This is a genomic window from Fodinibius sediminis, from assembly GCF_900182555.1.
Taxonomy (GTDB): domain Bacteria; phylum Bacteroidota; class Rhodothermia; order Balneolales; family Balneolaceae; genus Fodinibius; species Fodinibius sediminis.
This window is the reverse complement of the sequence record NZ_FXTH01000003.1, coordinates 229,215-249,140: the sequence shown is the minus strand read 5'-3', so window position 1 is coordinate 249,140 and position 19,926 is coordinate 229,215. Positions and strand designations below refer to the sequence as shown.

Below are 19,926 nucleotides of genomic sequence, written 5' to 3'. Positions count from 1 at the left end.
TTTAATGTCTATTCCCGTTCCGCTTTGCACAGCGCTCACCATTCCACGCCTGTTTCTTTCCAGCTGCCAGAAGAAGCAGAATCCAGAATGGCCTCGCACACTTTTTGCGTTTCCTGGGCCTCCTTGAACGTTGGAGAACAGGGCTCATCGTTATCCAGACTCTTGAGGAAATCGGCCACCTGGTGGACAAACGTATGCTCATAGCCAATAGAAAGTCCGGGCACCCACCACTTATCCATAAAAGGGTGTTCCCCTTCAGTGACATGGATGGAACTCCAGCCCCGCACTTCGGGCTCATCAGCATAATCAAAAAACTCAAGACGATTCATGTCATGCAGGTCCCAGCGGAGCGAGGCATTTTCGCCATTAATTTCGAGCGTATACAACGCCTTGTGCCCCCGGGCGTAGCGGGTTGCTTCAAAAAGGCCCAGAGAACCATTGTCAAAATGACAATGGAAAATACAGGCGTCATCGATCTCTACTTTTTCCTCTTCTCCCGTTTCCTGATGCACCCGTTCCTTTACAAATGTTTCAGCGACGGCAGAAACATCCTTGATGCCACCATTCAGCCACATAGCCGTATCGATGCAGTGGGCAAGCAGATCGCCGGTGACACCCGACCCAGCCACCTCCTTGTCCAGCCTCCACAGTGCTTCTCCGCCCTGGGGAACATCCGGATTAATGGTAAAATCCTGGAGGAAGTTTGCCCGGTAGTGAAAAATGCGGCCGAGCTTACCCGAATCAATGATATGCTTGATTAAAGAGACGGCCGGTACCCGCCGGTAGTTATACCAGACTGTGTTTGGAACACCTGCCTTCTCAATGGCATCAACCATCCGCTGTCCCTCTTCCACATTGCGCGCCAGCGGCTTTTCACAAAGTACCATTTTACCTGCTTCGGCCGCGGCCACTGCAATTTCCTCATGCGTACTGTTCGGTGTGCAGATGTCAACTGCGTCAATGTCGTCACGGGCAATTACATCCCGCCAGTCCGTCTCTATAGACTCATAGCCCCATTGGTCGGCGAAGGCCTGCACTTTTTCTTCCGTTCGGGAACATACTGTCTTCAACACCGGTCGATAACCGACTTCCGGGAAAAAATCATTGACCCGCTTATAGCCATTTGTATGAGTTCGGCCCATAAAGCCACAGCCGATCAATCCAATTCTCAATTCCTTCTTATCTGCCATAATCCTATGATAATTTATATGTTTAAATAGATTATTTTAACAACTACGATTCCGACCAGCCATGCTGATTGCGTACCTCTATCATCGCAGCAAGAATGTCGTTCCAGGTTTGCTGTTTGGTCATGACCTCATTCGGAAACATGCAGCCATCCCAGCATATGTGCTTGAATGCCTTGGTCAGCTCTCCATTTTCATCGCGCAGCCAGTGGCCGGCATCCTGAGCTATATCAAGCTTTCCCTTGGGATCATTCGGCAGGCAGTGGCGCCCCGTTTTATCGTGCGTACCCGAACCAAAGACCGAGCCATCATTTTGTGCAACATGAAAATCGATAGTCCATGGTCGCAACGCAGCCGTCATCTCTTCGAGTCCCCGGGTGAGCGCTTCCCGGTCTCCCCACTCAAAGTCCTCGGGCAGGATGCGGTCTTCGGGAGCGTTATAGCCCAGCAAATACAGCAACGTATGGGCCATATCAGCCTGGAATCCAATATTGGGACGATCCACGGCTTCCAGTGTATCAACCATGGTTTTCCAGCTGTGCATGCCGCCCCAGCAGATCTCTCCCTCTGCCGCAAGATCCTCATCATAGTCGGCGGCCACATCACAGGCCTCGCGCCAGGTTTGGGCGATAAGCTTGGTATTTTCCGCTGGATTTTCAGCCCAGCTTGCCGGATCCACGGACGAATCAATTCGTATAACGCCGTAGGGACGCACCCCTTCTTCGCGCAGCACTTTCCCGATTTCACAGGACTTTCGGACCTGTTTAACGAAATTTTTTCGATCCTCTTGGCTGCCCATGGCTGAACCGCCGCCGATGTCGGGCCAGACCGGTGCTACCAGGCTGCCTGCCTTGAGATCGTGGCCTTTCAGTTTTTCAGCCAGTGCTTTAATGTCATCTTCCGAACTGTCAATGTCGATGTGTGGATCGTATAAAAAGAGGTCAATACCGTCGAAGCCCGTGCCGTCGACCTCGGCTGCAGCAGTCATCTCAAGCATCGAATCGAGATCAATGGTAGGTTCAGAGTCCGGTCCTTTTCCCACAACTCCCGGCCACGCTGCATTATGTAGTTTTGGATAATTGTTTTCCTGCATAGCTTTATATTTTAATTAGAAATTGATGATGAATATGACGCTAAATGTCAAGCAGGCGGAAGTGGATAGCCGCTGATGCCACATGACTTGCTTCCATACCCGCCGGAATTTAAAGCCGGGCTATTTATGGAATGGATAATCTCCTGTGATATCAGCTGTATTTTCCCTTATCCTGGGTTCCCCCCGGCTATCTAATTATCTCATTTAAAAAATAATTTGCAAAAACTTTTATTACAAAGAGACAACCACATTAAAATTATACTCTTATTTTACTCAATGTTGAGTTCTGCAAGCATTATCACCCTTGTTGTCAGCGATAACAAACCAAAGTTACTTTAGATATGCTACTTCTGACATGCAGCGTGAGCATAACTGAGCAAATTTCAAGACCTTCGGGCTGAGTTGCTAGCTACTCCTGTACAAAATTCTGCATTTTACTGATGGCCTTTGATACGTGATTGTATACGCTTTGCTTGTTTATATCCATAATCTTTGCAATCTCTGTATTGGAAAAGCCATCATAATACTTAAGGTGAATGGCTTCCTTTTGTCGCTTGCTCAGGGTCCGGATGGCAAGAGCCAGTCGTTTTTTTCGTTCCTCGTCGAGCTCAAAACCGATAATGAGCTCCTCCATGTTTCTCAACTCAACATCATGCTCCTGCCCATAGTCGTGATTGCGCCGGGTACGATTATTCTGCTTTCGCATCCGCCGGAAGATAAGTCGCCGCAGCGCGGATCGAAGATAGGATCGGACAGAACGTGCCTTGTTGATGCGGTTTCTTTTTTCCCACAAAATCAGGAAAAGATCCTGCATTGCATCCTTTACAAAGGCCTCCTGCGGCACAATCCGGTACCCATAGCTGAATAGCCACGCATAGGAAACACAATACAATTCTGACAGTGCCCTTTCATCCCCCCTTCTCAGATGCGACCATAACTCATCAATGTCTGTCGTCCCACTGCCTCTGTCATACTCCGGTTTATCAATATGTACAAACATACACCATCCTCATTATTTATAAATTTCCCATTATCCAAAACCCATCCCCTGCCGGGCAGCGCATGATCCGCTGAGCCCGGTACTTTTATAATCAACACACCTACGAAGGGAAGGTCAGTCCGACAAAATGAACATTTGTTCAGTAGTGAATAAATGTTCTTCTCTCAAATTAAAAGAAATATTTTCAATGTCAACTAAAAATTTTTTATCTATTTTTTTATTTACTGCAAATTTATTGGCGGTCGCTCTTCTTGGCCCGCTGCCGACCTGCCCTGCCGGCGTCGGCGGCAGGCGTAGCGTGCTTCCCTTCACAGGAAATTTCTGTTTTACGATGGTTTGTTTATCTTTGGCAGGAACAATAACCGCTATATAAATCCCGTTGGTCCGTTATAGCTGTATTTAGATTTTTATTTATATGGTAAGAGGCGACAAGTCTATTAAAAACCGGTTGCTGAGCAAAGTCAGCTCTATGTACTACGATCAAAACCTGAATCAGCAGGAAATAGCAAACCGGCTTCACCTTTCACGTCCCAAGGTTTCACGGCTCCTGAAGCAGGCGAGGGAAGAAGGCATCGTGCGCATATCGGTTATTTCTCCCAGTGACAGCTTCATGGAACTGGAGAAAGCCTTGGAAAAGAAATTTGGACTCAGAGAGGCGTTGATTGTTGATGCAGATGCTCAGATTTCCGAACCTTCTCTCAAACGGGAAGTCGGTTCCGCAGCCGCAAACTACCTGCACCGCACCATCGCAAAAGGGGATGTTATCGGGGTATCATGGGGAACTACGCTGCAGGCCATGATCGATGCCATGCCGGCCAAAAAAGTGGATGATGTACATGTCGTGCAGGCTTTGGGCGGGGTTGGTCCCCCCGAGGCGAAAGCACATGCCACCGACATCTCCAGGAGACTTTCCCAGCTTCTCCACAGCCGGCTGACCCTGCTCCCTGCACCGGGTATTGTGAGCAGCACCGAGGCCAAGAAAGTGTTGCTATCAGACCGGCAGGTGAACGGTGCTCTGGATATGTTTTCGGAAATCAACACCCTGTGCGTTGGCATAGGAGCCCTTGAAACAAATCCCGTTCTGGATCATACGAATGAAGAACTACCGCCCGAGCTGTATGAGGAGATCATAAACTCGAAGGCAGTAGGAGATATTGCCCTTCGCTTTTTCGATACGGACGGCAAAGAAATCGATTCGAGTCTCAAAGACCTGGTTATCGGCATTTCCCTGGAGGAAATGAAGCAGGTCGACACCGTCGTAGGCATTGCAGGCGGAACCCAAAAGGCCAATGTTATACGGGGGGCTTTAAATGGGGGACTCATTGACGTTTTGATTACCGACAACCAAACAGTGGAACTGTTGCTTTCCGACTGAATGCCCAAACACCATACTTGCTCATGAGCGCCCTGCAGATCTTTTCACACTATTCTGGCAAAAATTATTTGACGGCAATCAAAAATTAGAATATATTTAAGACAAATTACTCTTAAATAGATTGTCGCATGTTATTATCAAAGTCGTGTGTTTATGGATTGCGGGCCACTCTGCTGCTCGCTTCTAATCAGAATGGAAACTACACCTCTATCAAGGAACTGAGCGAAAAGCTGGATATCTCTTTTCACTTTCTCACTAAAATCCTTCAGCAACTAACGGCTGTGGATCTGATGGAATCCCTGAAGGGCCCCAAGGGGGGCGTACGTCTTTCCAAATCCGGTGAGGAAATAACACTGCTGGATATTGTCATTGCCATTGACGGGGAGGACCTATTAACAGAATGTGCGCTGGGCCTGCCGGGCTGTGGAATTGAAAAGCCCTGCCCGCTCCATGATATGTGGGCCAGCACGCGGGATGAAATTCGGGAAATGCTCGAGTCTACAAGCCTGACACAGATGGCCAATAAAGGAAAGAAAATGAACCTGAGGATTACAGCCGATGGCAAATTTACCTGGGAATAATTCTGCAAGACCCTTGCAGAAGTTCAAAAACGGATGAACCGATGTCTTGCAGAACTGCAATACCCATTGACGATTTATCAAGAGCGATACTTACAAATCACTTGAATCAACATTTTATCGCCGCTCATCGGCTGCAATCGCGATATTAAATCAAATACTGTAAAATTGGCACGTAAATTGTTCACTTATAAATATAAATCATACAAAATACTCTTAATTATGAATTTATGCGATCAGCACAGAATACAACCCAACCACTCATGCCGCTGGTGTCATCACTGACCGCAATACTAGGAATTACAACACTCTTATCAGATAACAAATAGACTGAGGATTGAAATCAATGAAAAACCAAATCAGCAAACTGCTCCCCGTCATCATTATTATAAGTTTAGCAACCATGGTTGGTTGTGGTGGACAAGAATCTGGCAGTAACTCGGAAACCGAAGACTCCGCCAACGGCACTGAGCTGACAGACTTCCAACTCGAACACGGTATCGGACCGGTAACAGAACCCATTAAGCTCGAAGATATTGATCCCGCCCTGGCAGAAAAAGGTGCCCAATTATTTGAAACCAAATGTTCGGCCTGCCACAAAATGGACAGCCGCTATGTAGGTCCTCCTCTGGGGGGAATAACGGATACGCGCACCCCCGCATTCATCATGAACATGATATTGAATCCGGAAGAGATGGTTGATAAGCATCCAATCGGGCAGGCCCTTTTGCAGGAATATATGACGCCCATGGCGAATCAAAATTTGAGCCGGGAAGAAGCGCGGGCCATCGTGGCCTATCTCGCATCGGACATGGCGGAATAACAATGACTAATAAATCACATCAAAAATACATAAAGAGGAATACCATGAAGACTACAACAACAAAACATTGGCTTTGGTCACTGCCTGTCGTTGCCTTGCTTGGCTTGCTGTCGTATGGATGTTCGTCAAACGGCGAACTCGGATCCAGTGCAGAAGCGGCTCAACAGGTATACGTGGCACCGGGCGAACACGATGAATTCTACGGATTCTTTTCCGGCGGATACAATGGTCAGCTCGGCGTTTACGGGCTTCCATCAGGGCGACACCTGTTTACCATCCCGGTTTTTTCCCAGGCGGCCGTGAACGGATATGGCTACAGTGAAGAAACAAAAGCCATGTTCCAGACCACCGATGGCTTTGTACCCTGGGGCGATGCCCACCATCCGGAACTATCACAGACAAACGGAGAAACCGATGGGCGGTGGGTGTTTATCAATGAAAACAATACCCCACGTATTGCACGTATTGGCCTCGACGATTTCAAAACACAGGAAATTATCGAAATTCCAAACTCGGCCGGTAACCATGCATCCTCCTTTGTAACCCCCAACACCGAATATGTGTCGGCGGCGACGCGTTTCAGCATCCCCATGGATGAAGAGGACCTGAGCAACATGGATGTCTCTATTGATACCTACAAGGAGAACTTCAAGGGAACCATCTCCTTTATCAAAGTGAATGAGGAAGGAAAAATGAACATCGACTTCCAAATCATGATGCCGGGTTTCAATTATGACCTGTCACATGCCGGCAAAGGCCCCTCCGACGGCTGGTCATTCTTTACCAGCTACAACAGCGAACAGGCCAATACACTCCTGGAAATCAACGCTTCCAAGAATGACAAAGACTTTATCGCTGCCATTAACTGGGAGAAAGCCGCTGAATATGCGCGGGAAGGCGAAGGAAAGGTAATTCCCGGCAAGCACTATCGGAATTATATCGACCATGAAGAGGGCGGCATCGCCAAAAGCGAGCTTATTGAGGAGGTTCGCGTACTCGATCCTCGTGAACTGGAAGGCCTTGTCTATTTTCTGCCTACCCCCAAATCGCCCCACGGAGTCGATGTAGACCCCACCGGGCAGTACATTGTGGCCGGCGGCAAGCTCTCTACGGTCATTCCGGTACACTCATTTGCCAAAATGGAGGAAGCCATAGCTAACGAAAATTTTGAAGGCGAAGTAATGGGCATTCCGGTCCTCAATTACGACTCCATCCTGCACGGCGAGGTCCAAAACCCGGGCCTGGGACCGCTGCACACCGAGTTTGACGGAAACGGATATGCCTATACCACGGCGTTCATCTCCTCTGAAATCGTAAAATGGGACATTGAAAAAACCGAAGTAGTCGACCGCATCGATGTCTACTACTCACCCGGTCACCTGATGATTCCCGGCGGCGATAGCCAGAACCCGGACGGCAAATACCTGGTAGCGCTCAATAAGATTACCAAAGACCGCTACCTGCCGACCGGACCCGAAATGTTCCACTCTGCACAGCTGATTGACATTTCCGGGGACAAGATGAAGCTGCTGCTGGACTTCCCCACGGAGGGCGAACCACACTATGCCCAGGGAATAACCGCCGACAAGGTCATCAAGGAACAGAAACGCTACTACGATCTCAGCGAAAACGGTCACCCGCGGGCTACCACCAGCGAAAAGCAGACCCGGGTGGAACGCGACGGCAATGAAGTACATGTATACATGACGACCATCCGAAGCCACTTCACCCCGGATAATATTGAAGGCATCAAGGTAGGCGACGAAGTCTATTTCCATGTTACCAATCTGGAACAGGACTGGGACGTACCACACGGCTTTGCCATCAAGGGAGCCAACAATGCCGAACTGCTGATCATGCCCGGCGAAACGCTGACCCTCAAATGGGAGCCCAAAAAAGTAGGGGTCTTTCCGTTCTACTGCACCGACTTCTGCTCGGCACTCCACCAGGAGATGTCCGGCTACATACGCGTTTCTCCCGCAAATTCAAGTACAGAAATCACCTACGGAACAGGTCAATGACACACGACCTCAATCCTCGTGGAAGGGAGGGTGAAATCTCCCTTCTTCTTTGACGTTAATAACTAATTGCAACAGAGGAAATCATGAAATCAAACCACCGAATAGCAATGGCCGTTGCGTCCCTGATACTCATCCTGGTGTATTTCTTCCCCATATGGAGTATCAGCATGGAGGCCCCGCAGTACCCCGAGGGCATGGGCATGAATATTTCTGTCAATAACATTGAAGGCAAGGAACCCCAGCACCTTCAAAACATCAACGGACTGAACCATTATATCGGCATGAAGGAGATCACCCCAGAGTCGATCCCGGAGCTAAAGATCATGCCCTATATTTTCGGCTTCCTGATCGTTTCGGGCCTGGGAATTGCCCTTTGGGGCAACCGCACCTGGGTATTGATCTGGCTGGGACTGTTTGTACTTTTCGCCATCGGGGGACTGGTCGACTTCTATCTCTGGGGGTACGACTACGGTCATAATCTGGACCCCAATGCCCCTATTAAAGTCCCTGGTATGACCTATCAGCCCCCACTGATCGGCAGTAAACAGCTGTTGAACATTAATGCCACTTCACTGCCACACATAGGATTTTATATTGCACTAGTGTCGATGTCCATTGCCACAACGGTCTGGTGGACCAGTTCCAAGAAGTAAAGTAACAAAAGGCATCATTGGATTGGATGCCCAAAAAAAGGATTGAGGTAATCATTATGGAAAAAATATCAACCATGCGCATCCTGCTGCTGACCATCACCAGCGTGCTATTCGTGGCTTGTAGCCAGGAGCCGGCAGAAATTCATTACGGCAGTGATGAATGTGTTCACTGCAAAATGATGATCACGGATAATCAGTTTGCTTCCCAGCTGGTCACTGAAAAGGGAAAAGCCTACAAGTTCGACGCTATTGAATGCATGGTGGCCTACCGGCAGCAAAACCAGGAAGAACTTTCCGGTGCCCTATTCTATGTCAGTAATTACGACCAACCCGGTCAATGGCTGAATGCCAGGGAGGCCCAATTTGTAAAAAGCGAGGTTGTCAGAAGTCCCATGGGAGAATCTCTGCTGGCCTTTCCCTCCAAAGCTGAAGCAGAAAATCATGTGTCAGAAAAGCCCGGTAACCTCCTGACCTGGCAGGAGGTATCCCGGATCCAACTGTAACAGAGTCGGCATCTAAAAAGGAATTGAGGATATGAGAGCGTTTTTAAATATAGCAGCATTAATACTATGGATGGTGTCACAGGTCCAGCTTGTTTCGGCCCGGCAGCTAACGGTCGCACCCAATGGTCCGGTTTCTTCGGTCAAAGAAGGAATTGCCCTGGCCAGTTCCGGCGACACGCTGGTCCTCAAGGAAGGGCACTACGATGAATATGATATCACGGTAGACAAGCCCCTGACGATCATCGGTGAGGGGCAGGTCGTAATTGACGGAAACCGTAAAGGATTTGTGCTTGTCATCACTGCTGATGATGTGACCGTAAAAAATATAGAAGTACGACATGCCAGCACCAGCTTTATGGAAGATTATGCCGGTATCCTGGTTGAAAACACCAATAACACCGTCATAGAGAACGTCACACTGACAGATAATTTCTTTGGAATATACCTGGCAAAATCATCCAATGCATTGATCAAAGACAACCATATAACCGCCTCCGGAGGACGCGAAACTTCCTCCGGCAATGGCATTCATCTCTGGTACTCCAAAGACATAGATATTCAAGGCAACTATGTGGAGGGGCACCGCGACGGTCTCTACTTTGAATTTGTGGAAGGCGCTACCATTTCCGGCAACGTCAGTGAACACAATATCCGGTATGGCATCCACTTTATGTATTCCGACAACTGTCGCTACGAGGGCAACACCTTCCGTGACAATGGAGGAGGCGTCGCCGTAATGTATACCCAGAACGTTGAAATCATCAACAATCGATTTGAAGACAACTGGGGATCCTCGGCCTACGGCATGCTACTGAAAGAAATAAACCGCAGCCAAATCGAGGGAAATGAATTTGTCAATAACTCCGTCGGCCTGTATATCGAGGCAACAAGCCGAAACAGCATCAAAAAGAACAGCTTTCGACAAAATGGATGGGCTATAAAACTGATGGCCAACTCCACCGATAACCGCTTCACTGAAAACAATTTCATTGCGAACTCCTTTGAGATATCGACCAACAGTCGTCAAAATTACAACGCCTTTGATAACAACTACTGGAGTCAGTATGAAGGATATGACCTCGACAAAGACGGCATAGGCGATGTGCCTCACCGGCCTGTCCGGCTTTTCTCCATTATCGTGGAAAAACATCCGCCGTCACTGCTTCTGCTGCGAAGTTTGCTTATCGACATACTGGATGCGGCGGAAAAATTTATGCCGGTGCTTACCCCGGAAACCCTTATTGACTCCCAACCCAAAATGACCAAAATACTATGATTACCATAAAAGGATTGAGGAAAGATTTTGGTCCCCGTACCGTACTTGATAATATACATCTTGAACTCCCTTCCGGCCGGGCCACCGGCATTGTGGGGCCCAACGGATCTGGAAAAACCACCACCATCAAAGCGCTGCTCGGACTGGTTAAGCCAACGGAAGGGGCTATTTATATTGACGGTGAATCGGTACAGGGACAGTGGCAGTACAGGCAAAATATTGGCTATATGCCACAAACTGCCCGATATCCAGAAAACATGTCTGTCAATGAGCTCTTTGAATTTATCAGTGAGGTCCGCGGAAATCCGACTGACAACAAAGCAAAACTCATCGAATATTTCGACCTGGAACCCGAGCTGGACAAAAGAATGCGTACACTCTCTGGTGGGACCCGTCAGAAAGTGGGAGCTGTGCTGGCTATGATGTTTGATCCCCGGATTTTGATTTTCGATGAGCCAACGGCAGGCCTGGACCCCAGGGCGAGCGTTCAATTCAAAAAACTGGTCCATAGAGAAAAGGAAGCAGGAAAAACGATTCTTCTCACTTCGCATATCATGAGCGAAATTGAGGAGTTGGCTGATTACCTGATCTTTATCGTGGAAGGCAGGATCAGATATCACGGCCCCATGAAAGAACTTATCGAAAAACAGAAAGAGCAACGACTCGAAGAAGCTGTAGCTAAAATGATGGAAGAGGTAACGGCATGAAAACACTGACCATTTTAAAATACCAATGGAAGGACCTCTTTCGTGGAAAGTGGATTATTGGTTACGGGCTCATCTACCTGTTAGTTGCTGATGCCATGATCCGCTTTGGAGGCACGGGCCCCAAAGCAATGCTCAGTATTGCTAATGTGATGTTGCTTTTGATCCCGCTGGTTGGCATGATTTACGGGGCTTTGTATCTGTATCAATCGCGCGAATTTACGGAACTGCTGCTGGCGCAGCCCCTCAACCGCAGGACCCTGTTCTGGGGACTGTTCGGCGGCGTAGCCATGCCCCTGGCCCTGGCATTCAGCCTGGGTGTTGGACTTCCCATGCTCTACAGCGGCATCATAGCCACTTCTCCGATAGTGTCCGTTCTCCTGGTACTGGTACTCGGCAATGTTTTAACCCTGCTGTTTACCGGGCTTGGTTTCTGGCTCGCACTTGCATTCTTCAATGACCGTATCAAAGGCCTTGGATTTGCCCTTGTCAGCTGGCTTTTCCTGGCTATACTCTACGACGGGCTTGTCCTGCTGACCATCGTCACCTTTGGCGATTACCCTATTGAAAAACCCATGCTTGCTCTCGCCTTGATCAACCCAATCGATCTGGCCCGTATAACGGTATTGCTCAATTTTGATGTTTCGGCCCTCATGGGATATACCGGAGCCGTATTTAGCCGCTTCTTCGGAAGCATGCTCGGCATGAGCGTAGCGGCAGGCTGCCTGATGATATGGCTGGGGCTGCCCCTGTGGCGAAGCGTTCAGCTTTTCAAGAAAAAGGATTTCTAAGAAATGCATCATCAATCGGTGAAGCCAACCCGGCATGATGCAGCGTTTATAATGACGGGATCGCACTTTTGTTATGCGACCCATCTAACTTCTTTGTGTTATGGATAATATTGACTTAAACCTCATAAAAAAATACAACATCCAGGGCCCGCGCTATACCTCCTATCCAACGGCGGTGCAATTTGGCGAAGCGGATGACGGAGAGGTCGAAGCCCTGCACCGGTACCTGCGGGATCGCAATCAACGGCCCCGTCCGGTATCCCTTTATTTTCATATCCCGTTCTGTTTTTCACTGTGTTGGTACTGCGGCTGTACCAAAATAATAACCAAAGACCAGGACCGGGGCGATGCATACCTCGATTATCTGGAAAAGGAAATGGATCTCATTGCTGATATGCTGTACCCGGATTCACCGGTAACCCAAATTCATTTCGGCGGCGGTACCCCCACCTTTCTGAAACCCCGGCAGCTTCGCCGGCTGGGTGCAGCCATTGCCAGCCGGTTTCGACTCACCCCCTCAACAGAATTCGGGGTGGAGATCGACCCGCGCCGCTGTACCCGGGACCATATCACCGCACTCAGTGAAATTGGATGCAACCGGGCTTCCCTGGGCGTCCAGGATACCAATCCCGAGGTGCAGGAGGCCATTCACCGGATCCAGCCGTTTGAACAGACGCGTCAGGTAGCCCACTGGCTGGACGAAGCCGGCATCAACTCTGTCAACTTTGATCTCATTTACGGCTTGCCCCGGCAAACACTTCACACATTCAAGCAAACCATGGACGACGTACTTCAGCTTCAACCTGACAGGCTGGCCGTGTACAGTTACGCCCATATTCCCAGTGTCATGCCGGCCCAGAAGCTGCTGAAGGAAGAAGAAATGCCTTCTACCGACCAAAAGCTGGGCATGCTGCAACAGTCCATTTCTTACCTGACCGAAAGGGGCTACCGTTTCATCGGCATGGACCACTTTTCAAGAGAAGACGAAGAACTCAGCCGGGCGATGGATGAAAACACGCTTCAGCGAAACTTCCAGGGATACAGTACCCATTCCGGAGCCGATCTTTATGCCTTCGGCATGTCCGGCATTTCAAATGTAGGCCGCTACTACTGGCAGAATACCAAAGAGCTCGGCGACTACTACCGGTACCTTGATGCGGGTGATTCCCCCATTTTTAAAACATTGGCCCTGAAAAGGGAGGATCTTATTCGCAAAGATGTTATAATGAATATCATGTGCCGGATGGGTATTGATTATAACCGGATGTCCAAAAAGTGGACTATAGATTTTCAGGATTACTTCGCCTCTGAACGGGCACAACTGTTAACCTTCGAAGAGGATGGTTTAATCATGGAATCAGCTGACCGACTTCAAATCACCGAAAAGGGGCGGCTTTTCCTGCGGAATATTGCCATGTGCTTCGATCAATACCTGAATACTTCCAGTACCAAACAACAATTCTCAAAAACTGTGTGAGGGAGCCTCTTATGAAACCAAAAAAATACGTTTACACCTTTGGCGGCGGCAAAGCGGAAGGAGACAAATCCATGAAAAATTTACTGGGCGGCAAAGGGGCCAACCTGGCTGAAATGAGCGCCATTGATTTGCCCATCCCCCCGGGATTTACCCTTTCAGCTGAGATCTGCGATTATTACAATACCTACAACGGCGAATGGCCCGTCGGATTGGAGGAACAAGTCCAGGAAAGCGTGCGTCATGTGGAAGGTTTGATGGACCTTTCCTTCGGCGATGCCTCTGATCCCCTGCTGGTCTCGGTACGATCGGGGGCGGCTATTTCCATGCCCGGCATGATGGATACGGTACTTAACCTCGGACTTAATGATCAGTCGGTTCAGGGATTAGCCCAAAAAACGAATAACGAACGTTTTGCCTACGACTGCTACCGCCGCTTCATCGATATGTTTGGCAATGTGGTTATGGGAATCAACCACGAAGAATTTGAAGAGGTCCTGCAAAAACTCAAGGACGAACACGGGGCCGATCTCGATACGGAACTGGGTGTTGAGGAGCTGAAAGAGCTGGTAGATCGTTATCAGACCGTGTACCGCGAAAATACCGGCGATCATTTCCCGCAGGATCCCAATAAACAGCTTCACCTGGCGATTGATGCTGTTTTTGGATCCTGGAGCAGCAAAAGGGCACAGACCTATCGCAAGATCAACCGCATTACCGGGCTCCTTGGAACGGCCGTAAACGTACAGGCAATGGTCTACGGCAATATGGGACAAGATTGCGCCACCGGAGTCTGTTTCACACGAAATCCCGCCGACGGTACCAAAGAACTCTACGGCGAGTTCCTGGTCAATGCCCAGGGCGAAGACGTTGTGGCCGGCATACGCACGCCCCGCAACATCAACGAACTCCAGGCGGATATGTCGCAAAGCTATGAAGAACTGCTGGAGGTGACTGAAAAGCTGGAGCAGCATTACCAGGATATGCAGGATATTGAGTTTACCATCCAGCAGGGCACCCTCTATATCCTTCAAACCCGCAACGGCAAGCGAACGGGAACTGCTGCGCTTAAAATAGCAACCGACATGGTCGAAGAGGGACTGATATCCAGGAAGGGAGCGGTGTTGAATCTGGTGGAACCCCGGCACCTCGATCAGCTCCTTCATCCCCAGCTGAGCCAGTCCGACATTGATAACGATTCCATCATCGGACACGGCCTGCCCGCCTCCCCCGGGGCCGCCGTGGGCAAGGTTGTCTTCAGCTCCGAGAAGGCGGAGCAGGAACACAAAAAAGGAGAGCCGGTTATTTTGGTTCGCATTGAAACCAGTCCCGAAGATGTAGGCGGCATGTCGGCCGCAGAGGGGATTTTAACCTCTCGGGGCGGCATGACCAGCCATGCAGCCGTAGTGGCCCGGGGCTGGGGCAAGCCCTGTGTAGCCGGCTGCGATGATATTGTGATCAACTACCAGAAACAGCTTTTCAAAAATGGCAGTACTGTAATCAGGGAAGGCGACTGGATTTCCATTGACGGCGCCAGGGGCATCGTCATCAAGGGGAGAAAACCGGTTGAAGAGCCCTCCTTCAGTGACAATTATCATACGTTTATGAGCTGGGTGGACGACATCCGAGACATGGAGGTGCGGACAAATGCCGATACCCCCGAGGATGCAACCAAGGCGCGGGAATTCGGTGCGGAGGGCATCGGGCTGGCCCGGACCGAACACATGTTTTTTGGCGAGGAACGGATCAAGGAAATGCGCCGCATGATCCTCTCGGAAAGCAGCGAGGAACGCAAAAAAGCGCTCCAGGGCCTGCTGCCATACCAGCGGGAGGATTTTATCGAAATATTCGGCGCCATGGAAGGACTGCCCGTAACCGTGCGGCTGCTTGACCCGCCCCTGCACGAATTCCTGCCGGATGAAGAGCCGGAAATCAAAGCCCTCGCCCGCGAGCTGGACATAGCTGTCCAGGAGCTCAGACAAAAAATCAGAATGCTCAGGGAATTTAACCCCATGCTCGGCCACCGTGGCTGCCGACTCGGTATCACCTATCCCGAAATTACCGAAATGCAAACCCGGGCCATACTGCAGGCGGCCATCAAGCTTAAAAAGGAAGGAAGGCATGTGGAACCGGAACTCATGATCCCCCTGGTAGGAACCTCCGAGGAGTTCATTCATCAACATGAGGTCATCGATCACGTTGCCCTTCAGGTTTTCGAGGAGGAGCAGGAGACCGTGGACTATAAAGTGGGAACCATGATTGAAGTGCCCAGGGCCGCTCTTGTCGCTGATAAAATTGCCGAGGAGGCAGAGTTTTTCTCTTTTGGCACCAACGACCTGACCCAGATGACTTTCGGATACAGCCGCGATGATGCCGGCAAGTTCCTGGAATCTTATCTCCAGGAAGGTATACTCGAGAATGACCCTTTCCAGGTGCTTGATGAGGAGGGGGTCGGATCACTGGTCAGAATGGCCACAGAAAAAGCACACAGCGTCAAAAGAAACCTGAAGGTGGGCATTTGCGGAGAACACGGGGGGGATCCCGTCAGTGTCCGCTTCTGCTATAACCTGGGCCTTAACTACGTTTCCTGTTCCCCTTACCGCGTGCCGGTAGCACGGCTCGCCGCGGCGCAGGCGCGTCTTAGTGCGGTCGGACGTCACTAACAATCATTGATCAACTATAATTTTAATAATTATTAATGCAACCACCGAACAATCAAACAGACCGATACGTTGCCGTTTGGCTGTGGACAGGAGTTGCGCTTATTTTTATGATACTCATCATAGGGGGGATCACCAGGCTTACAGACTCGGGGCTTTCGATGTCTGACTGGAGCCTTGTCATGGGAGCCTTCCCCCCGATGAATGAGTCTGAATGGCTGGCTACCTTTGAACAATACCGGCAATTTCCACAGTACCAGCAGCTTAATGCCGGGATGTCGCTCACAGAATTCAAAGCGATTTTTTTCTGGGAGTATCTTCACCGCCTTCTGGGACGAGTAATTGGCCTCGTATTTCTGCTCCCTTTTCTTTTCTTCTGGCTGAAAGGCTATTTTAGCCGGCGCATGCTCCGCCGCGCCGCTGTTCTGTTCGGCATGGGAGCCCTGCAGGGAATCATGGGCTGGATTATGGTCAAAAGCGGACTTGTCGATGTTCCCTATGTTAGTCATTACCGATTGGCTGTGCACCTGTTACTGGCCATCGTCCTCATATCCCTTTGTGCCTGGTATGCCCTCGACCTGAACAGGGAAGGGGCCTTACAGCAAAGACCAGAAACCGCAGGAGTGCTGAAAAACTGGGCTCTTCTTGTTGGAGTGGCCTTTTTCCTCCAGATCGTCTGGGGCGGCTTCACAGCCGGGCTTGACGCAGGCTATATTTACAACACTTTTCCACTTATGAATGGCCAGTGGCTGCCCCTGAATGCCTGGGCATTGCAACCGGCGGTCATCAATTTCCTGGAAAATCCGGGAATGGTGCAATTTACACACCGCCTGCTGGGAACCCTCCTGAGCCTGCTGGTTATTGTACTTTGGTGGCGAACGCGATCCTTTGAATCCCTGATCCCATCCCTCAAGCGCAAGGCCGACCTGCTGCTCATTTTGCTGGTCCTTCAATACCTGCTGGGCATTGCGACCGTTCTCTGGCATGTACCGCTGGTCCTGGGGGTCATGCACCAGGCAGGAGCCGTACTCTTTTGGATCGGCTGGCTTTTTTACTATCACCATCTCCAAAAAAAGACTATACACTCAGCAAAATTGACCGTATATTAAGACAAAATAGTCTTAATTAATAAATAACCATTTTCAATAACCGAAAACCACACAATCTACACTATGGAAACTTTGCAAACACAAACTGTTGGACAAATTGTAGCCAATGACTACCGCGCGGCTCAGGTCTTCCGAAACTTTGGCCTCGATTTCTGCTGCGGGGGAAATAAAACCATTGAAGAAGCCGCCGTCGACAAAAACATTGACCCGCTGGACGTAAAAAAAGCACTGCAGGGACTGAAGAAAAATGGTGTCGAACAGCACAATTACAATCAATGGTCCCTGGATTTTCTGATCGATTATATTGTCAATAACCACCATAAATTTACGAGGAACAAACTACCCGAGATAGCGGCTTATGCCCATAAAGTGGCCAAGGTACATGGACAGCGTCACCCTGAGCTGCTGCAGATCAACCAGGAATTTTCAATCATGCATTCCGAAATTCTGAATCACCTTGAGAAAGAGGAGCGTATTCTTTTTCCCTACATTAACAAGCTGTTGGAAGCCAAGGAAAAAGGCACAAAAGCCGATATAGACAACTTCGGAATGGCGGCTGATCCCATCTCGATGATGGAGGAAGAACATGACGAAGCCGGAGCTTCCATGGCGAAAATCCGTCGCCTCAGCAATAACTTCACGCCCCCCGAGGATGCCTGTGCCACCTACCGGGTCCTGTTCGAAAACCTTGCCGGTTTTGAAAAAGACCTGCACAAGCATGTGCATCTCGAAAATAACATCCTCTTTCCAAAAGCTTTGGAACTGGAACGAACACTGCACTAATTCATTCAGCGCCGGGAATTCATTCCCGGCCGCTGTATTATATTTCAACTAACTTCATGCCTTATGCTAAACTTTCTCCACGATTTTTCCATTCCCGTCATGGGGACCGGCCATTCTATCGACTCACCGATCCGGGTGGGGCCCTATGGCATTAATTCGGTCATTTCCGTGGTCGACGATCTCCTGGTAGAACGGATCCGCAAGCACTACTGCCGGAAATTTGATTTCCCCTACAAGAATATTGCGCGCAATGCCGAGGACGGGCGGGCCCGGCGTATCACCGCCTACCTGGATACAGTTCAAAAGATTGTCCAGAACAAGTTTGAACGCATCAGAAACCAGCCGTTCTTTGAGAAAAATGACAAGACCAAATATTTCGAACTCCTGCCCGATAGTCATGAGCTCAAGAAGAAATACAATCAGCTGATGCATACTGACAAGGGCAGCCTTCGCGATCGCCTGTCGTCGGAGCTGTCGCGGCTGATGCAGCCCGGCTCCATTGATATAAATATCATGGCCAAGGTGGATAAGATCAACTATACCAAAGGCGGCATGCCGATGAGCCAGGAATTCAGTGATGCCAGTGCGGCGCTGCGAGGCTATGCAAAAAGCTCCCTTTCCTCCAGTCTGATTCTTTCTGCCGGCTTTAACCCCCGGCTCTACAATTATCTGACTGAATTCAAGGATTTTTACCGGGATACCAGGGGGGACATTAAGAAGAAAATCATCCTGAAAGTAAGTGACTTCCGATCGGCGCTGATCCAGGGCAAGTACCTGGCAAAAAAAGGATTGGAAGTTTTTGAATACCGTATCGAATCGGGATTGAATTGCGGAGGGCATGCCTTCGCCTCCGATGGATTCCTGTTACCGAGCCTCTTAAAGGAATTTCGCGAAAATAGGGATCAGTTATCTACCGCGGTCCAGCCGCTGATTGACAAATACTACGACAAGGAGCGCAATGGGTTTTCTGCCGACTGGGATATTCAAGAACCACGGCTTACGGTGCAGGGGGGTATTGGTGTAAGCGGTGAAGCCCACCGCCTGCTCCAGGATTTTGACATGGATGCCACAGGCTGGGGCAGCCCATTTCTGCTGGTCCCCGAGGCTACAACGGTAGACCAGCCGACGAGAAGACTCCTTGAAAATGCCAGGGAAAAGGACCTATACCTTAGTGGTGTGTCACCTCTGGGCGTACCGTTCAACAATGTACGAAATACCGGATCAGAACAGTGGCACAAGAAACGAATTGCAAAAGACAAGCCCGGGTCGCCCTGTCCGAAGGGATTCCTGGAAGCGAATACCGAATTTACGGAGCAGCCCATCTGTACGGCTTCCAATCAATACCAGCTGCTGAAGCTGGACCAAATCGCCCAGAGCGAAATGGCAGAAGAACAGAAAGAGAAGGAACGCGAAAAAGTTCTTGGGAAAGCCTGCCTGTGCGACCACCTGGGCAACGGGGCCCTCATCGACCTGGGTATCCTGGCCGAACATCGTGCCCCCCAGGCCATCTGTCCGGGGCCCAATATTGCCTTTTTCGATGGCGAATACTCGCTTCGGGAGATGGTGGACCATATTTACGGACGATGTCCTTCGCTTGTGCCTGCCGAACGCCCCCATATGTTTGCCAAGGAAATCGTACTCTATGTTGATTACTTTGAAGATCTTGTAGCACAAAGTGACGGCAGCAAGGGTACCCTCAGGAAACTGAAAAAATTCAAGAACAACCTGGAAAAGGGGATGGCTTACTGCCTTGATATTGCCCAGACAGATCCTTACCGGGATGAAAATCTTGCTTCCATTCCTCCCACCGTACGGGAGCAGCAGAAGCGTCTTAATCGCTTGCTTGAACAGCTTGAAACCCAATGCCTGGTAACATCCTCTTGATTCTAACCAAAC

At 49.7% G+C, this 19,926-nt stretch carries 18 protein-coding genes; 14 read left to right on the top strand and 4 right to left on the bottom strand.

Annotated features, from left to right (window positions below):
- Positions 1-35: 35 nt before the first annotated feature.
- The 4 genes from FN808_RS04990 to FN808_RS04975 form a co-directional block, all read right to left on the bottom strand.
- Positions 36-1,190, bottom strand: a complete 1,155-nt coding sequence (locus FN808_RS04990) for a Gfo/Idh/MocA family protein (protein ID WP_142713459.1) — start codon at positions 1,188-1,190, stop codon at positions 36-38.
- A 43-nt stretch (positions 1,191-1,233) separates the two neighbouring features.
- Positions 1,234-2,280 carry a sugar phosphate isomerase/epimerase family protein gene (locus FN808_RS04985; RefSeq protein WP_142713458.1) on the bottom strand — a complete coding sequence of 349 codons (1,047 nt, stop codon included), beginning with the start codon at positions 2,278-2,280 and terminating at the stop codon, positions 1,234-1,236.
- A 409-nt stretch (positions 2,281-2,689) separates the two neighbouring features.
- Positions 2,690-3,280, bottom strand: coding sequence for an RNA polymerase sigma factor (locus FN808_RS04980; protein ID WP_142713457.1), 591 nt, complete (start codon positions 3,278-3,280; stop codon positions 2,690-2,692).
- A gap of 114 nt (positions 3,281-3,394) precedes the next feature.
- Positions 3,395-3,592, bottom strand: coding sequence for a hypothetical protein (locus FN808_RS04975; protein ID WP_142713456.1), 198 nt, complete (start codon positions 3,590-3,592; stop codon positions 3,395-3,397).
- Positions 3,593-3,749: 157 nt separating this feature from the next.
- Here FN808_RS04975 and FN808_RS04970 point away from each other — a divergent pair, with 157 nt between their 5' ends.
- From FN808_RS04970 to FN808_RS04905, 14 genes are all read left to right on the top strand, one after another.
- Positions 3,750-4,655 (top strand): sugar-binding transcriptional regulator, encoded by a 906-nt coding sequence (locus tag FN808_RS04970; protein ID WP_221929922.1) that lies wholly within the window; start codon positions 3,750-3,752, stop codon positions 4,653-4,655.
- Positions 4,656-4,783: 128 nt separating this feature from the next.
- Entirely contained in the window at positions 4,784-5,236 is a 453-nt protein-coding gene (locus FN808_RS04965) for an RrF2 family transcriptional regulator (RefSeq protein ID WP_142713454.1), read from the top strand.
- A 343-nt stretch (positions 5,237-5,579) separates the two neighbouring features.
- A complete protein-coding gene (locus FN808_RS04960) occupies positions 5,580-6,056 on the top strand; it encodes a c-type cytochrome (RefSeq protein ID WP_142713453.1) in 477 nt (158 codons plus the stop codon).
- A gap of 44 nt (positions 6,057-6,100) precedes the next feature.
- Positions 6,101-8,077, top strand: a complete 1,977-nt coding sequence (gene nosZ, locus FN808_RS04955) for a Sec-dependent nitrous-oxide reductase (RefSeq protein WP_142713452.1) — start codon at positions 6,101-6,103, stop codon at positions 8,075-8,077.
- A gap of 83 nt (positions 8,078-8,160) precedes the next feature.
- Positions 8,161-8,730: a hypothetical protein gene (locus FN808_RS04950; protein WP_142713451.1), complete on the top strand. Its 570-nt coding sequence runs from the start codon at positions 8,161-8,163 to the stop codon at positions 8,728-8,730.
- A 56-nt stretch (positions 8,731-8,786) separates the two neighbouring features.
- Positions 8,787-9,233: a nitrous oxide reductase accessory protein NosL gene (locus FN808_RS04945; protein WP_185958253.1), complete on the top strand. Its 447-nt coding sequence runs from the start codon at positions 8,787-8,789 to the stop codon at positions 9,231-9,233.
- A 31-nt stretch (positions 9,234-9,264) separates the two neighbouring features.
- Positions 9,265-10,509, top strand: coding sequence for a nitrous oxide reductase family maturation protein NosD (locus FN808_RS04940; protein ID WP_221929907.1), 1,245 nt, complete (start codon positions 9,265-9,267; stop codon positions 10,507-10,509).
- On the top strand, positions 10,506-11,216 hold the full coding sequence (locus FN808_RS04935; protein WP_142713449.1) for an ABC transporter ATP-binding protein: 711 nt from the start codon (positions 10,506-10,508) through the stop codon (positions 11,214-11,216). The genes FN808_RS04940 and FN808_RS04935 overlap by 4 nt, the downstream gene beginning before the upstream one ends.
- The gene (locus FN808_RS04930) at positions 11,213-12,004 is read left to right on the top strand and encodes an ABC-2 transporter permease (protein WP_142713448.1); all 792 of its coding nucleotides are present in this window, start codon (positions 11,213-11,215) and stop codon (positions 12,002-12,004) included. The genes FN808_RS04935 and FN808_RS04930 overlap by 4 nt, the downstream gene beginning before the upstream one ends.
- Before the next feature lie 100 nt (positions 12,005-12,104).
- Positions 12,105-13,481, top strand: coding sequence for an oxygen-independent coproporphyrinogen III oxidase (hemN, locus tag FN808_RS04925; RefSeq protein ID WP_142713447.1), 1,377 nt, complete (start codon positions 12,105-12,107; stop codon positions 13,479-13,481).
- Between the two features lie 11 nt (positions 13,482-13,492).
- Entirely contained in the window at positions 13,493-16,141 is a 2,649-nt protein-coding gene (gene ppdK / locus FN808_RS04920; RefSeq protein WP_142713446.1) for a pyruvate, phosphate dikinase, read from the top strand.
- Between the two features lie 35 nt (positions 16,142-16,176).
- Positions 16,177-17,247, top strand: coding sequence for a COX15/CtaA family protein (locus FN808_RS04915; RefSeq protein ID WP_142713445.1), 1,071 nt, complete (start codon positions 16,177-16,179; stop codon positions 17,245-17,247).
- A 63-nt stretch (positions 17,248-17,310) separates the two neighbouring features.
- Positions 17,311-18,030 (top strand): iron-sulfur cluster repair di-iron protein, encoded by a 720-nt coding sequence (ric, locus tag FN808_RS04910; protein WP_142713444.1) that lies wholly within the window; start codon positions 17,311-17,313, stop codon positions 18,028-18,030.
- Between the two features lie 63 nt (positions 18,031-18,093).
- A complete protein-coding gene (locus tag FN808_RS04905; protein ID WP_142713443.1) occupies positions 18,094-19,914 on the top strand; it encodes a hypothetical protein in 1,821 nt (606 codons plus the stop codon).
- The last annotated feature ends 12 nt before the right edge of the window (positions 19,915-19,926 follow it).

Coding starts and splice junctions, on each gene's coding strand:
- FN808_RS04950 (WP_142713451.1), top strand. CDS start 8,161: ATGAAATCAAACCACCGAATAGCAATGGCCGTTGCGTCCCTGATACTC.
- FN808_RS04990 (WP_142713459.1), bottom strand. CDS start 1,190: ATGGCAGATAAGAAGGAATTGAGAATTGGATTGATCGGCTGTGGCTTT.
- FN808_RS04985 (WP_142713458.1), bottom strand. CDS start 2,280: ATGCAGGAAAACAATTATCCAAAACTACATAATGCAGCGTGGCCGGGA.
- ppdK (WP_142713446.1), top strand. CDS start 13,493: ATGAAACCAAAAAAATACGTTTACACCTTTGGCGGCGGCAAAGCGGAA.
- ric (WP_142713444.1), top strand. CDS start 17,311: ATGGAAACTTTGCAAACACAAACTGTTGGACAAATTGTAGCCAATGAC.
- FN808_RS04980 (WP_142713457.1), bottom strand. CDS start 3,280: ATGTTTGTACATATTGATAAACCGGAGTATGACAGAGGCAGTGGGACG.
- FN808_RS04930 (WP_142713448.1), top strand. CDS start 11,213: ATGAAAACACTGACCATTTTAAAATACCAATGGAAGGACCTCTTTCGT.
- FN808_RS04935 (WP_142713449.1), top strand. CDS start 10,506: ATGATTACCATAAAAGGATTGAGGAAAGATTTTGGTCCCCGTACCGTA.
- FN808_RS04965 (WP_142713454.1), top strand. CDS start 4,784: ATGTTATTATCAAAGTCGTGTGTTTATGGATTGCGGGCCACTCTGCTG.
- nosZ (WP_142713452.1), top strand. CDS start 6,101: ATGAAGACTACAACAACAAAACATTGGCTTTGGTCACTGCCTGTCGTT.
- FN808_RS04960 (WP_142713453.1), top strand. CDS start 5,580: ATGAAAAACCAAATCAGCAAACTGCTCCCCGTCATCATTATTATAAGT.
- FN808_RS04940 (WP_221929907.1), top strand. CDS start 9,265: ATGAGAGCGTTTTTAAATATAGCAGCATTAATACTATGGATGGTGTCA.
- FN808_RS04915 (WP_142713445.1), top strand. CDS start 16,177: ATGCAACCACCGAACAATCAAACAGACCGATACGTTGCCGTTTGGCTG.
- FN808_RS04945 (WP_185958253.1), top strand. CDS start 8,787: ATGGAAAAAATATCAACCATGCGCATCCTGCTGCTGACCATCACCAGC.
- FN808_RS04970 (WP_221929922.1), top strand. CDS start 3,750: ATGTACTACGATCAAAACCTGAATCAGCAGGAAATAGCAAACCGGCTT.
- hemN (WP_142713447.1), top strand. CDS start 12,105: ATGGATAATATTGACTTAAACCTCATAAAAAAATACAACATCCAGGGC.
- FN808_RS04905 (WP_142713443.1), top strand. CDS start 18,094: ATGCTAAACTTTCTCCACGATTTTTCCATTCCCGTCATGGGGACCGGC.